Annotated in this window: 15 protein-coding genes; 6 read left to right on the top strand and 9 right to left on the bottom strand. The window is 34.1% G+C overall.

Annotation, left to right across the window (positions count from 1 at the left end; genetic code table 11):
* Positions 1-51 precede the first annotated feature (51 nt).
* The 6 genes from EDD66_RS02300 to EDD66_RS02275 form a co-directional block, all read right to left on the bottom strand.
* The gene (locus EDD66_RS02300) at positions 52-783 is read right to left on the bottom strand and encodes an amino acid ABC transporter ATP-binding protein (RefSeq protein WP_123607930.1); all 732 of its coding nucleotides are present in this window, start codon (positions 781-783) and stop codon (positions 52-54) included.
* On the bottom strand, positions 764-1,429 hold the full coding sequence (locus tag EDD66_RS02295) for an amino acid ABC transporter permease (protein WP_123607929.1): 666 nt from the start codon (positions 1,427-1,429) through the stop codon (positions 764-766). Before EDD66_RS02295 ends, EDD66_RS02300 begins: the two co-directional genes overlap by 20 nt.
* A 16-nt stretch (positions 1,430-1,445) precedes the next feature.
* Complete coding sequence (locus EDD66_RS02290; RefSeq protein ID WP_123607928.1) at positions 1,446-2,231, bottom strand: transporter substrate-binding domain-containing protein; 786 nt, start codon at positions 2,229-2,231, stop codon at positions 1,446-1,448.
* An 81-nt stretch (positions 2,232-2,312) separates the two neighbouring features.
* Positions 2,313-2,975, bottom strand: a complete 663-nt coding sequence (locus EDD66_RS02285) for a GntR family transcriptional regulator (protein WP_243115277.1) — start codon at positions 2,973-2,975, stop codon at positions 2,313-2,315.
* A 225-nt stretch (positions 2,976-3,200) separates the two neighbouring features.
* Positions 3,201-4,055 (bottom strand): ABC transporter permease, encoded by an 855-nt coding sequence (locus EDD66_RS02280; RefSeq protein WP_123607926.1) that lies wholly within the window; start codon positions 4,053-4,055, stop codon positions 3,201-3,203.
* Complete coding sequence (locus tag EDD66_RS02275; RefSeq protein WP_123607925.1) at positions 4,052-4,966, bottom strand: ABC transporter ATP-binding protein; 915 nt, start codon at positions 4,964-4,966, stop codon at positions 4,052-4,054. The genes EDD66_RS02280 and EDD66_RS02275 overlap by 4 nt, the downstream gene beginning before the upstream one ends.
* A gap of 124 nt (positions 4,967-5,090) precedes the next feature.
* Here EDD66_RS02275 and EDD66_RS02270 point away from each other — a divergent pair, with 124 nt between their 5' ends.
* Positions 5,091-5,429 (top strand): 2'-5' RNA ligase family protein, encoded by a 339-nt coding sequence (locus EDD66_RS02270; RefSeq protein WP_123607924.1) that lies wholly within the window; start codon positions 5,091-5,093, stop codon positions 5,427-5,429.
* Positions 5,430-5,442: 13 nt separating this feature from the next.
* Here the strand turns inward: EDD66_RS02270 and EDD66_RS02265 are convergent, their stop codons facing one another.
* Positions 5,443-5,706, bottom strand: coding sequence for a YkgJ family cysteine cluster protein (locus EDD66_RS02265; RefSeq protein WP_123607923.1), 264 nt, complete (start codon positions 5,704-5,706; stop codon positions 5,443-5,445).
* Positions 5,696-6,499 (bottom strand): CPBP family intramembrane glutamic endopeptidase, encoded by an 804-nt coding sequence (locus EDD66_RS02260; protein WP_123607922.1) that lies wholly within the window; start codon positions 6,497-6,499, stop codon positions 5,696-5,698. The genes EDD66_RS02265 and EDD66_RS02260 overlap by 11 nt, the downstream gene beginning before the upstream one ends.
* Before the next feature lie 269 nt (positions 6,500-6,768).
* Between EDD66_RS02260 and EDD66_RS02255 the strand changes: the two genes are divergently transcribed.
* Positions 6,769-7,242, top strand: a complete 474-nt coding sequence (locus EDD66_RS02255; RefSeq protein WP_123607921.1) for an acyl-CoA thioesterase — start codon at positions 6,769-6,771, stop codon at positions 7,240-7,242.
* A gap of 133 nt (positions 7,243-7,375) precedes the next feature.
* On the opposite strand, the gene EDD66_RS02250 is transcribed toward EDD66_RS02255, so the two are convergent.
* Positions 7,376-7,843 (bottom strand): pyridoxamine 5'-phosphate oxidase family protein, encoded by a 468-nt coding sequence (locus EDD66_RS02250; protein ID WP_123607920.1) that lies wholly within the window; start codon positions 7,841-7,843, stop codon positions 7,376-7,378.
* Between the two features lie 541 nt (positions 7,844-8,384).
* Here EDD66_RS02250 and EDD66_RS02245 point away from each other — a divergent pair.
* The 4 genes from EDD66_RS02245 (at position 8,385) to EDD66_RS02230 (ending at position 13,766) form a co-directional block, all read left to right on the top strand.
* Positions 8,385-10,079, top strand: a complete 1,695-nt coding sequence (locus EDD66_RS02245) for a methyl-accepting chemotaxis protein (protein ID WP_123607919.1) — start codon at positions 8,385-8,387, stop codon at positions 10,077-10,079.
* 342 nt (positions 10,080-10,421) lie between these two features.
* Positions 10,422-11,876, top strand: coding sequence for an ABC transporter substrate-binding protein (locus EDD66_RS02240; protein WP_123607918.1), 1,455 nt, complete (start codon positions 10,422-10,424; stop codon positions 11,874-11,876).
* Positions 11,877-11,967: 91 nt separating this feature from the next.
* Positions 11,968-12,876 (top strand): carbohydrate ABC transporter permease, encoded by a 909-nt coding sequence (locus tag EDD66_RS02235; protein ID WP_123607917.1) that lies wholly within the window; start codon positions 11,968-11,970, stop codon positions 12,874-12,876.
* An 11-nt stretch (positions 12,877-12,887) separates the two neighbouring features.
* Positions 12,888-13,766 carry a carbohydrate ABC transporter permease gene (locus EDD66_RS02230; RefSeq protein WP_123607916.1) on the top strand — a complete coding sequence of 293 codons (879 nt, stop codon included), beginning with the start codon at positions 12,888-12,890 and terminating at the stop codon, positions 13,764-13,766.
* Positions 13,767-13,768 lie beyond the last annotated feature (2 nt).

Raw genomic sequence — 13,768 nt, 5'->3', positions numbered from 1 at the left:
TAATAGAACAACCTCTTAAGCAGCTGCGGTAAGAGGTTGAACATTTACTTTTTATTCACAATTAATTACTTTATTTAAAAATTCCTTGCATCGATCACTTGTTGGATTGGTAAATATATTTTCAGGAGTATCGTCTTCTAAAATATAACCTTGATCCATAAAGATAACACGATCGGCAACATCTCTTGCAAATCCCATCTCATGAGTAACGATAACCATGGTCATTCCTTTGGAAGCTAAATCTTTCATAACTTTAAGTACTTCCCCTACCATTTCCGGATCAAGAGCTGAAGTTGGTTCATCAAACAACATGATTTTGGGGTTCATTTCCAGAGCCCTTGCAATAGCAACTCTTTGCTTCTGGCCACCGGATAAAGTATCAGGATATACATCTTTCTTATCAAGTAATCCAACCTGGTCAAGTAATTCTTCCGCTTTCACTTTCGCATCAGCTTTTGACATTTTTTTAAGTTCAACAGGAGCTAAAATCATATTTTCTGTTACTGTAAGATGAGGAAACAGATTAAAATGCTGAAATACCATGCCAATATTTTCGCGTATTTTATCAATTTTTTTATTCTTAACCAAATCATTTCCTAATATGTTAATCGTACCAGCCTGTATCTCTTCCAGACGATTCAGACATCTAAGCAATGTACTTTTACCTGAACCGGAAGGTCCAATGATACATACAACTTCACCTTCAGTGATCTCTAAGGAGATATCTTTTAACACTTCTAATTCACCAAAATGTTTTTTAATATTAGTTGCTTTTATGACCACGGTGTAATCTCCTTTCTACATAAGATGAAAATATACTTAGCGCTGTAATTAAGAGAAAATACATAACTGCTATCACGCCATAGGTTTCTAATGGTTTGAAGTTTCTTGCAACAATAATCTGCCCACTGGCAGTTAATTCCCGGATACTGATAACAGTAAGAATAGAAGTATCTTTCATTGTTACAATAAACTGGTTGATAATTGATGGAATCATTATCTTAACGGCCTGAGGTAAGATAACTTTTTGCATTGTTTTAAAATAACCCAGACCTAAACTTCTGGAAGCTTCCATTTGACCAAAATCTACAGCTAAAATTCCTGCTCGGAATATTTCAGACATATAAGCACCTGCATTTAAGGATAAAGCGATAACACCACAGATAAATGGATCACTTCTAGGTATAATTAAAGGAGCAATACCAAAATAGATGAATAATGCCTGAACCATTAATGGCGTACCTCTAATAATATATAGATAACCAACAGCGATGCCTTCTAATATCTTAATTTTACTTAATCTAAAAATTCCAAACACTATTCCTAAAACAACCGCCACAAGCAATGATATTATTGATAGCTTAATCGTAACCATGATACCGGATAATATGCTTGGCAGATTATCCATGAATATATTAAATAGCTGCATTTTATTCGCTCCTTATTTATTCTCCTACATATTGGCCCACGATTTTATCGTAAGTTCCATCTTCTTTGATCTTTTTCAGACCATCGTTGAACATTTTTAATAATTCCTGGTTATCGTCTTTCTTAACAGCAAAACCATAGTCAACAGTGTATAGTTTGTCACCAGCGATTCTTAATTTAGAATCACCATCCACTTTGATCTTATAAGCAATAACCGGATAATCCTCTAATAAGAAATCGGAGTTACCATTTTCAACATCCAGGAACATAGTTGGTGAATCATCAAAGTAGTTAAGTTTTAGTCCATATTTATCGGTATTATCTTCGGCAAATTGAGAACCTGCTGTCCCTTTTTTAATGGAAGCGGATTTGCTTTGTAAATCTGCTTCGCTATTAATATCTGTATTATTAGCATTAACAACGATGGATAAACCGGATTCAAAATATCCTTCAGAGAAATCAAGTGATTGTTTCCTTTCATCTGTAATACTCATACCAGCAATAGCTCCATCAAGCTGACCTGAAGTGATACCTGGAATAACAGCACTAAAATCCATTGGTTTAAGTTCATATTTAAAACCTTCTGTTTTAGCAATGGCATCTAGAAGTTCAACGTCGATTCCTTTGTATGTACCATTTTCTTCAAATGAGAATGGAGCATATTTAGCATCGCAGGCAATTAAGTATACTTTATCATCAGATGCAGTATCGCCAGCTGTTTCCTTTTTTGAGCCACATCCTGTAAGTGCCGCCATAGCAAGTATTAAAGTACAAGTTAGTGCAATAAATGTTTTTCTTTTCATAGTCATTCTCCCTATTCTTTGATTGATAATTTATTGTTACAATAGTTTCTATAAAGAAAATCCTAAGATTGTTCCTTAATATTATTCGTTCCATACATGATTATCATGAAGGTGTAATCGCTCGTCCAAACTATATATATGGGATACTAATAGTTCCTCGGTTTTCGGAATGTCCCGGTTTATTAAAGCTCTTGCTATTTCAGCATGAGTGACCTTTTCTTCTGGGAAGGTCAGGTAATAAGTATCCTGCATTCGCATACGGGTAAGACTTTCCATCACCTGTCCATACATCTCTACAAGCTGTGAGTTATGTGAGGCTTTTACCATTGCCATATGGAATGAATCATTGAGGTGATTAAATTGCAATAATTCTTCTTGATGTATTCTTGCAGGTAATTGTTCTGCAAGTTGATATAATTGTTCTAATTCTTTATCATTTGCATTCAGGATTGCCAGTCTTGCAGCAGCTTTTTCAAAAATAATACGCATTTCCAGAGATTCTTTCATGTCCTTTCCAGTAACGGGTTTAACAAGGTAACCTTTTCTTGGAAGGGAGATAAGATAACCCTTACTTTCAAGTGTACCTAACGCATCTCTGATTGGAGTTTTACTAACCTGATACTTGTGTGCTAATTCAGCTAAAGTAAGAAATTCTCCATCTGTGATAGCTCCATTAAGAATATCTGATTTAATTTTTTGATAAATTTCTTTTGAATAAGATTCCTCAATACTGCTTAATTCCAATATTAGATCACCTCCTAGTATCCAGATGAAATCCCACTGATATATCAGTCAATACAAATAAAAAAGCGGCAGGCATCCATTCATGCACCGTCGCATTCTTATCTGACATTTAATATGGTGTTGATTATAAATTATATATCAGTATATGTCAAGAATTTTTATAATAGAACTTATTATTTTTTGCTGGAAGTGTAATGAGTTTTACGATAAATTGTCAAGCTTTAATTACTTGGGCTTATATGTAATTTGCTTTATGGATAAGGCACAGAACAACACCGTTATTATCAGTATATATAATATACTGGCATAGGAACTAAGAACTTTATCTCCTAATTCAAAGGATATCCCCATGGATAATCTGAATTCTTCCAGAGCCTCCACCGGTGCTCCTGCAAAGGAAATTTTTTCAGCTTCTTCCATCATTATTTTTCGAAGAAGGACAGCAGAATGGGAAGGCGGAAATATTTTTACTACAGTTTGAACGGAACCAGGTAATTCACCGATTGGTATGTAAACTCCGGTTAAAAAACCAATCAAAGTACCTATTACGGTACTTGCAGTCGCAAAAGCATTGTTACTTTTAAAAAATGAAACCATAAAAAACATCATGAAACTGGAATATAAAACAGTAAGAATTGTTAGCCCTACAACTTTAAGAAAAGCTTCCAGGGATAATAGTTCACCGCCATTCATCAAAACATATATTTCCGCCAGTATTAAAGTTATAAAAGTTAAGATCAGACTTACAATAAAACTATTGATGATATATCCACCGGCTAAAACACTTCTTTTCACTGGCGAGGCCAAAAAGTCTTTATAGATCTTTCTTTGTTTATCCTCTATCATTATTCCCAACGAGCCAAGAACTGTAGTGATTGGAGTTACTGCTAATAAACCAGACATTATCCAGCTATCCATTAAGAATCTGGCACCTGGTGTATCATTCATACCTTTTACTAACATATCACCTAAGAAAAGTACATATAGACCGATTATTACAAATACACCAAGAAGAGAGAAGAATACAGCTGCTTTATCTCGAAAGAAAATCAACAGATTACGTTTTATTAAATTTTTCATTCTCTTAACTCCTTTCCTGTAATATTAATAAATGCATCATCCATAGTACCTTTCATAACCTGAAAACCAATCATTTTACCTTTACATTTCTCTAAGATAGGAAGTGCTTGTAACGTAGATTCCAGCTTTATTGTAACGGCATCTACATTGATTTCATACTTATATCCAAGTTCCATAAGAATCTTTGTTACATCTTCCATATCTGAAGTATGAATTGCCATATAATCAGAACTATAAGCTTCTTTTAGTTCTGAAGGTGTTCCTTTGGCAGTAATTTCACCACTATCTATTACTACAACATAGTCAGCTCTTGCAGCTTCTTCCATATAGTGGGTAGTAAGAAATATAGTCATTCCTTTTTCTTTTTTTAGCCGTTCAATGGTTTCCCATACATTTTGCCTGGTCTGAGGATCAAGTCCTGTAGTGGGCTCGTCTAATATAAGGATCTTAGGAGTATTTATCAGTGCTCTTGCAATATCAGCTCTTCTCCTTTGGCCTCCTGATAATTTACCATAAGGACGGTCTAGAAAATCTTTCACTCCAGTACACTCTGTAGCATATTCTACAGACTTTTTTAATTCTTTGGTATTTATCTCATATAGATTGCCTCTTGTCATTAAATTTTCTTTTACTGTCAAAAGATTATCTAACAGACTATCCTGAAATACGATACCAAGAACAGAACGAATTTTACTATCATCTTTACCTAAAGTATAACCATCAATTAAAATCTCTCCCTCATCAGGTTCCAAAAGGGTGCTGATCATATCGATGGTGGTTGACTTTCCTGCGCCATTAGGGCCTAAGAAGGCAAAGAGCGTTCCTGGTTCTACATAAAAATCAATCCCATTTACAGCCTTCACATTACCATAGGACTTTTTTAGTCCTTTGATCTCAATAATATTATCCATGATTTGTCCTCTTATAATTTCCTGGTAAATTTTTATATAATTGTATATTATCCCAAGGAAATAAGCAACATAAAATGGTAAATATTAGTTAATAAGAGCTTAAACTAAAGTCCAGGAGGTATGTATGCGTTTATTTATTGCGATTCTATTTCATAAAGAAGTGAAAGATTATTTAAAGAGCATTATGAAGGAGTTAAAAGAATCTTCATTACGAGGTAATTTTGTTGACTATAATAATCTGCATCTGACCCTTGTATTCTTAGGAGAACTTGAATCTGACCGAAAAGTAAGACAAGCTATGGAACTGGCGGTTAATAAAGCCGGTGTAAATGAATTTCCCATATCTATAAACGGCTTAGGAAACTTTAAACGTAGAGAAGATAAGCCTGATGAAATCGGAGAGGGAGAATGGAAAACTGGTCTATACAGAGGTGTACGGGGTGAAGTTGGAGTAAGAGATTAGAGAGATAACCAGATTACTGACTATCCCTTCCCGTAATCTTCTCCAGCTCCTCCAGATATTTAAAGGCTTCCTTATCACTCGTTCCGCACATTTCCACCGAAGCCCTTAAACTTCCACATACTGCTGGCCGCTCTTTTTTGCCGAATAACTTACATTTATTATCATCTGTTAGTTGAATACACCTTATTCCCGGGGGCTTGCCATCGGACATACCTGGGATTGGCGATGATATGGAGGGTGCAATGCAGCAGGCTGCGCACCCAATTCTACATTTCATAAAGATATCTCCTTTTATTGTATATCACAACGGTTACAATTGAAACAAGGACAATCACAGAATTTGCGGCAATTGTTCCCGCCCAAGTCATAGTAATGGTGCCAAAGATGGGGGACGCCGCATTGAACATGGTGTGGAATAATACGCACATAAACACACGGCCTTTTCCTGATATTTTATAGATTGCCCCGTTGAAAAACCGAAACGCCACGAGTTGAACTGCAAACATCCAAAAGTTAATGAGTCCCTCTCCGTGATTTGTCCCCGGAATGAAGAAGAGAGGGATATGCCATAAAGCCCAAATGATCCCCAAAAAAATAGAAGATAAAATAAAGCCATATTTTTTGTCAAGCTCAGGCTGCAATATGTACATCCAGCCAGCTTCCTCCAAGCCACCGATAATAAGACTACCAGGCAGGGAAAGTAAGAACGTATAAAATGGAAGTACCATTTCCGTGCGGCCTGAAACAGCAATATGTATCAAAAAATACAGTACAAGCCCTCCAACAACGAACAAATAGAGAGAGATATTATTTTTAGCATAAAAAACAGTTTTCAACCATTCTTTAAAATCTGCTATTTTGTTATTTTTCTTCAGGACGATATATGAAGCAATAGCGGGAGACAAAATATAGATTGCAAAAGGAATATTCATTCCAAATTGCTGTAAGGAGTGAACCCAGTTGTGAACCAAATATCCGAATTGTCCAAGAGCAATCAAAGAACCTGACACAAGATAGGCTATGCAAAATGTCAGCATCGTAAATTGTATTGCAATTTTTTTGTCTGTCACGATTTCTTCACCTCACATTTTGAAGTATACATTAATTTTGACGGATGGACGCCTTATCGTCCAAAGGCGAAGTACCGAATCAAAAATATCACTTCAAAATTATACCATATGCATTAAGCTGAAACAATAATATTTCTCTACCTTAAAAAGTTCCTCAATCATTAGATAAAAACAGGCTGCCATCTATACAGAAACTTAAGTTAAAGGTATAATATTTAAGTACAATATATTGTGGTTAAATTTAATTTTAATATAACAGGAGATATTATATGAAGAAAGAGAAAAGAGTACAAGATACTATAATGGAACAGGCGTATCTTATCATGCATAAACATATTAATGGTTACGGGAGGTTGTTTGGTGGTCAATTGCTTCAATGGATTGATGAAATGGCAGGAATTATCAGCAAACGTTATTCTGAGACAGAAGTAACAACAGCAGCTATTGACAATCTTAATTTTAGGGGTGGAGCATATCTGAATAATACAATTGTTCTAGTTGGAAGAGTGACTTATGTAGGAAAGACTTCTATGGAGATTAGAATTGATACGTATGTTGAGGCATTGGATGGTATGAGAAAGATGATTAACAGAGCATATATTGTAATGGTTGCCATTGATGATAAAGGAAACCCGGTTGTGGTACCAAAACTTATCGTAGAGACAGAAGCCCAGAAAGGGGAATGGGAAGGTGGTAAAAGACGATATGCTCTGCGAAAAGAAAGAAGAAGAGAAGGATTCTGATGAAAATTTAAATTAATATTTAAATATGTAAAGAAGGTATGAATTATTATAAATGAATCATACCTTCTTCTTTTATTTGTTCACAGTAAAAGGGCAATCTGGCAGTTTTATACCGCAATTTACACAATCTCTTCTATAAATAAACTTTTCCGGTAATCTTATCTACAGTCAACTTAAGAACAGTAACAGCATTCACTGCCCTCTCATCATATGATAAATCTTCTCTAGGAGTATATTGTTTCATTAAGGCTCTTAATCCAGTCATTTTTTCGGAATCAGAGGCAATTTCTATGGTACCATAACCAATGACGCTTTCATAATTCATAGTATAATCGCATGCCTTTTCTCCTTCAATTAGTTTATTAGAACAATCCATTTCGAAGCATACTTTATTATTCTTCTGAATAAGGGATATTTTTTTCCCTTCTTTGGCACAGTGGAAGTATAAAATTATCTTTTTGCTTTGAATGTCAAATCCAAAGTTAAGAGGAACGATATAAGGATATTCTTCATCTAGAAAAGCCACACGGCATACATTACTTTTCTTAATAATCTCAACAATTCTATCCAATTCAGTTATTTCACGATCTTTTCTTCTCATCACTAATATCCTTTCTGAAGTAATATTAATGATTATAAAACATAGAGTTATTAATTACAATATTATGTTATAACTTATTATTGGATAACATTGTTATAAAAAAGACAAATAAATATGGCTAAATTATGGGAAAATTTACATATTATGTTCATGTTGAGAAATTATTAGCTTTAAATAGCAAAATTATCAGAGTTCAGTAATTTACTGTATTATACAGATATGGTAAAATAGTCCTCAATCTGTATAGGCTTAATAGTAATAATGATAAAAATTTAACAAGTATATTAACCTTTGATAGGAGTTCATTGATATACTGGGAAGATTTCTATGTTTTGCTAATATCTTCAGGCTGATAAGCTAATGAAATGTCTTATATGGATAATGCATAAGGGAGAAGGGAATGAACGCCTATGGGGGACTAAATTGATATGGAAATCCATATGAGAAAGTTATTGCTCATCTGGATCAACCATAGAAATATCGTTAAAAACCAGTCGTTATCAAAATATAATATTAAGTTAAAACTATGGAGGTATAACAAATGATAAAAAACATGAAAATAAAAGGGAAACTTCTAATATTATTTATAACAAGCTTAGTTCTTTTTGGCACAATTGTTAATGTAGTTGTATTTACCCAATTTAACAAATATGTAACTGAAAATTCTTTAATGACAGATTCAAATCTGAGCATAGAACTAGTGGATGCCCTATATGGCGGACAGTGGAATGTGAAAGAGGACCAACTTTATAAAGGCGATCAACTTATCAATGAAAACACAGAATTAGTTGACAATATTAAAAATGCAGCTGGTGTTGAATGCACTATATTTTTAAATGATACAAGGATTGCTACAACAGTGCTAAAAGATGGGAACAGAGCTACCGGAACACAGGCTGAGGCAAAAGTTATAAAGGCTGTAATAGAAAAAGGCAGTACATATATGGGATCTACAAATATTTTAAATACTCCTTATAAAACTGTATATGTACCAATAAAAGATCAAAGTGGAAGCAATATAGGTATGTTTTTTATAGGTATCCAGGAAAAAGAAATTTTTGACCAGGTATTTTCAATATTAATGGGCATATGTATTGCAACTTTCATATTAATCATACTCTCTGTTATTGTAATTTCTCTCTTTACAAAAACCATCATCACAAATCCAATTAAAAGCTCCATTCAATATCTTGGCATTCTTGCCAATGGTGATCTTACATTTGATATATCTCCAAAACTACTCAATAAGAAAGATGAATTTGGAGAGATAGCAGATGCATTAAATAAACTGCAAAAATCATTAAAAAATATAGTAAATGGAATTAAAGAGAAATCAAAACTTATCGATAATCATTCTGCAAATCTGACAACGGTGTCCGTAGAGATGACTTCTGCCTCTGAAAATGTTACCGTATCAATCCAGGAAATAGCGGGAGGAACAAGTAATCAGGCACAGGATTTAGATGCAATTTCCAATATTACAAACATATTTGGTGAACATATAGAAAGCATAGTGAGTGCAATCGAAGAGATTAATACGAATACAAATGAAATTAGTAATATGTCAATTGAGAGTTCAGCAAGCATGGAAGAATTATCAAATTCCATTAAAGAAATTGAAAAAGTATCCAATAACAATATGGAGGCCATGGAAAATCTGGGAACTAAAATATCTCAAATTAGTGAAATATCAAATGTAATTAATGGAATCGCAAGTCAAACAAATCTTTTGGCATTAAATGCATCCATAGAAGCTGCCAGAGCAGGAGAAGCAGGGAAAGGATTTGCAGTCGTTGCAGATGAAATCAGAAATTTGGCAGAAGAAAGTAGAAAATCATCTGAAAATATTACAGCATTAATCAATGATATTATGGCTAACAGTATAAATATGACTAAAGCTTCTGAAGATATGAATACAGAATTAAAGGAAGAAATGAAGAACGTGAATAGAACAGTAGAATCTTTCAACAATATTATAAATGCGATTAATATCATGGCTCCAAAGATGCAGGAAATTGATTCATCTTCTTTATCAATACAATCAGATAAAAATAAGATTGTAACAAAAATTGAAGGAGCAGCTTCCGTTTCTGAGGAAGTATCAGCATCGTCAGAGGAGATATCAGCATCCTCAGAAGAAATGCAGACCTCTATTGAGGAAGTAGCCAAGACGGCTAAGACATTAAGTATTATGACGAAAGAAATGCTGGAGGAAGTAAATCAATTTAAACTATAGTTAAAGTAAATAAAATATACAAAAATTACTGCTCATGATATATGAGCAGTAATTTTTCCGTGACGCCTCCAGGTTCTATCATGTCCTGATACGGTAAGAATTTGATCAAAACATGGAGTTTATGGAACAACTATATGAAATATGCATAAAAGTATAGCTTCAAAGTAGTTGGTTTGTTGTATAAAAATTATATTGAAAATTTTTTTAATATATTATTGACAAAATAAATACTAAATGCTAATATTAGTTTAACGTTAAACTATATATAAAGTTCATATATAGATTGACAAGTTTAACGTTAAACACTATTATATTCATATAACTATGGAAGGGGATTACATAATGAAAAAAATTTGCATTTTAATGTGTTTCGTTCTTATGATAAGCCTGCTATCTGGCTGTGGTAAGAAAGAAGAACCGGCAACGAATGATGGAGCAGTAACGGAGGAAAATACGAATACAGAAGCAGAAGGTACGGATGCTGCGGCTGAGAAAGTAACTTTGAAATTAGGGATCTGGCCGGAGGATACTTTGACAGACGATATTAAACTTCATGAAGGTTATGTTAAAACTTTCAATGCTGCTCATCCTAATGTTGAAGTAGTTCCAGCTTATTACAAATATGCTACAGATACTTTTGTATCATTAGCAGAATCAGGAAATTTACCAACAATATTTGAAAGTTGGTATACAGAACCTCAAAAACTTATTAACGGTGGTTTTGTAGCTGATATTACTGATATTTTAGAAGAACGTGGTTGGTTAGATGCAATTAACCCTTCTATCAGTGATTTACTTTCGAAAGATGGACGCATTTATGGTATTCCTCGTGATGGATATGCACTTGGACTTATGCTGAATGTTGAACTCTTTGAAGAAGCAGGTTTAGTTGATGATAACGGTGTTCCTAAATATCCAAAGACTTGGACAGAATTGGCTGAGACAGCGAAGGCGATTAAAGATGCAACTGGTCAGGCGGGCATTTGCTTATTAGCAAAAGACAATGCTGGTGGATGGCATTTTAGTAATATTGCCTGGGCATTTGGTGCAACTTTAACAGAACAAGGTACAGACGGAAAATTTACAGCCAATGTTGATTCGAAAGAAGCAATTGCAGCTATGGAATATGTGAAATCATTAAAATGGGAATATGACGTGTTAACTCCAGATCCAACAAACGAAGATTGGGGCACTGGTTTTGTTAACTTAGGTACTGGGACAGCAGCTATGTATATTGCAGCAAATGATGCTGTAAATCAACCTACACAAGTAAATGGCCTCCCAGTAGATAAATTATCTTTGGTTCCACTACCAGCAGGTCCAGATGGACAGCAATATTCATTATCAGGTGGTACCCCTTATATGTTCTCTAAAGATGCAACGAAGGAAGAAATTGAAGCAGCCCTGGATTATCTTGAAATCATGGGTAAAGCTCCTGTTGCCACAGAGGATGCAATTGCAGGTATGAAAGCAGATAATCAAAACAAGATTAATAACGGTGTTCCTGTAATACCTCGTTTCCCTTGCTGGATCAATGAAGATTTATTAGCAGCAGAGAAAGCTGTAACAGATGAATTTAATAATGTAGATATGAAGTTATATAACGATTATTATGAAGCAATTAAAAAAGAAGGAAATCTTCGCTTAGAAGAAGTTGGTTCTGCTCAGGATCTCTATGCCGAACTTACTAAAGTTTTACAAGCAGTTATTACAGATAAAAATGCTAATGTTCCTGCTTTAATGAAACAAGCGGATGAGAATTATCAAAAACTTCTTGATACAAATGTAAATAAATAGTTTATTGATTATGGGGTTTCTTTCATAAGGAGCCCCATAAAATATAAGGCTGAAAAAAGTAGTCATGTTAGTAAAATTGGAGGTGGGTAAAATGGATGAAACGAGAGAAAAGAAAATGACAATTAAGAGAACATCGAAATACAAGAGCGATATTGCTGGTTGGCTCATAATATTACCTTCAATTATATTATTTGCTTTTTTTGTTTGGGAACCTTTAATTGAAAGTATCAGACTTTCCCTATATTCAGCAAAAGGGATGCAAACAATAGAATTTGTTGGTTTTGATAATTATGCTAAAATTTTTAATCATCCAGATTTTGCAGCAGCATTACGCAATACATTTATATACATAGTATGGTCATTAGTAATTGGATTTTTCGTACCAATATTCTTAGGAGTTCTACTTACAGAAACAGTACATCTAAAAGGGTTTTTTCGATTTGGAATATACTTTCCCAATATTATGCCAGGAATTGCAACCGTTATGATGTGGGGATATTTCTTCAGGCCGGGTCCAACAGGTGTTCTAAATATTTTATTAGAGAAAATAGGTATTGAACCACAGGTTTGGTTAACCAATCCCTCCTGGACGATCCCATTGATTATTCTCACAATGACATGGAAAGGAGCAGGATCTACGGCTCTTATCTATATGGCCAATATTAGTGGGATTAATCCGGAATTATATGAAGCAGCTACCATAGATGGAGCAAGTATACTAAAAAGAGTCCGTCATATTACAATGCCAAGTATCTTTAGTTTAGGTAAAACGTTACTGATTCTTCAAGTAATTGCAGTATTTCAGATTTTATATGAACCTCTGATCATGACAAATGGAGGACCTAATAATGCGAGCATATCAATTATGCAGTTAGTTTATAATTACGCATTCAGAGACTTTAATTATCCAATGGCAGCAGCATTATCAGTTATGATTTGCCTTGTTTTAGTGGTTTTAAGTGGAACATATTTTAAGATTACAAAAGAGAAAGAATATTAGGAGGGGATAATATGTTTTTTGAAAAATATAATAAAAAGACAGATGGAACGATACGTTTTTATGACCTCCATTCTACAAAAACTAAGATCATGTGTGTAGTCATATTTGTATTATGTCTGGGGATCATGGTATTTTCTCTATTCCCTTCCATCTGGGTGTTTTTAGCAAGTTTTAAAGACATTAAAGAATTTCGCAGAAATACAACAATTCTACCTGAGTCTTTTAATATACAAACATATATTAAGACATGGAATGACTTAAAGTTCATACAATATTACATTAATTCATTTATATCTGTAACAGGATGTGCAATTTGTGCAGTTGTATTTAATGGATTACTGGCATATGGATTAGGGGTTTTGAAGCCAAGAGGCTATAAGATTATATATGGACTGGTAATGTGGAGTTTACTAATTCCAACAACCACAAGTGTTGTAGCATTATTTGTCAACATCAACCGTGTTGGGTTAAATAAGTCATTTATACCAATCTGGCTATCCTTAGGAGCCAATGCATTTTACGTTATATTATTTAAACAATTCTTCGAAGGGATACCAAAAGAATTTATTGAGGCAGCAAAGCTGGATGGTGCCAGCAGTTTAAGAATATTTAGAAGTGTAATCCTGCCTCTTTCCCAGTCAATTGTTATGGTGGTGATCATATTTGCAGTGAATGCAGCATGGTCAGATTTCTTATTACCGTATCTTGTATTAGGAGGATCAGGGAAAGAAACAGTTATGGTGAGGCTTTTTCAATTTAACACTTCCAACGCAACGGATGTAGAAGTGTTAAGGGGGGTAGCTTTCTCAATTATCCCACCAATTATACTATTTGCAATATTTCAAAAACAAATTACACTTAGCGTTTCAGCAGGAGGCATAAAGGGGTAGAC

Origin of the sequence: Mobilisporobacter senegalensis (genome assembly GCF_003752155.1) — a bacterium.
Classification (GTDB): Bacteria; Bacillota; Clostridia; order Lachnospirales; family Lachnospiraceae; genus Mobilisporobacter; species Mobilisporobacter senegalensis.
The sequence above is the reverse complement of the archived record's forward strand: the minus strand, read 5'-3'. Positions and strand labels throughout refer to the sequence as shown.

Coding starts and splice junctions, on each gene's coding strand:
- EDD66_RS02295 (WP_123607929.1), bottom strand. CDS start 1,429: ATGCAGCTATTTAATATATTCATGGATAATCTGCCAAGCATATTATCC.
- EDD66_RS02290 (WP_123607928.1), bottom strand. CDS start 2,231: ATGAAAAGAAAAACATTTATTGCACTAACTTGTACTTTAATACTTGCT.
- EDD66_RS02280 (WP_123607926.1), bottom strand. CDS start 4,055: ATGAAAAATTTAATAAAACGTAATCTGTTGATTTTCTTTCGAGATAAA.
- EDD66_RS02275 (WP_123607925.1), bottom strand. CDS start 4,966: ATGGATAATATTATTGAGATCAAAGGACTAAAAAAGTCCTATGGTAAT.
- EDD66_RS02270 (WP_123607924.1), top strand. CDS start 5,091: ATGCGTTTATTTATTGCGATTCTATTTCATAAAGAAGTGAAAGATTAT.
- EDD66_RS02265 (WP_123607923.1), bottom strand. CDS start 5,706: ATGAAATGTAGAATTGGGTGCGCAGCCTGCTGCATTGCACCCTCCATA.
- EDD66_RS02255 (WP_123607921.1), top strand. CDS start 6,769: ATGAAGAAAGAGAAAAGAGTACAAGATACTATAATGGAACAGGCGTAT.
- EDD66_RS02250 (WP_123607920.1), bottom strand. CDS start 7,843: ATGAGAAGAAAAGATCGTGAAATAACTGAATTGGATAGAATTGTTGAG.
- EDD66_RS02245 (WP_123607919.1), top strand. CDS start 8,385: ATGATAAAAAACATGAAAATAAAAGGGAAACTTCTAATATTATTTATA.
- EDD66_RS02240 (WP_123607918.1), top strand. CDS start 10,422: ATGAAAAAAATTTGCATTTTAATGTGTTTCGTTCTTATGATAAGCCTG.
- EDD66_RS02235 (WP_123607917.1), top strand. CDS start 11,968: ATGGATGAAACGAGAGAAAAGAAAATGACAATTAAGAGAACATCGAAA.
- EDD66_RS02230 (WP_123607916.1), top strand. CDS start 12,888: ATGTTTTTTGAAAAATATAATAAAAAGACAGATGGAACGATACGTTTT.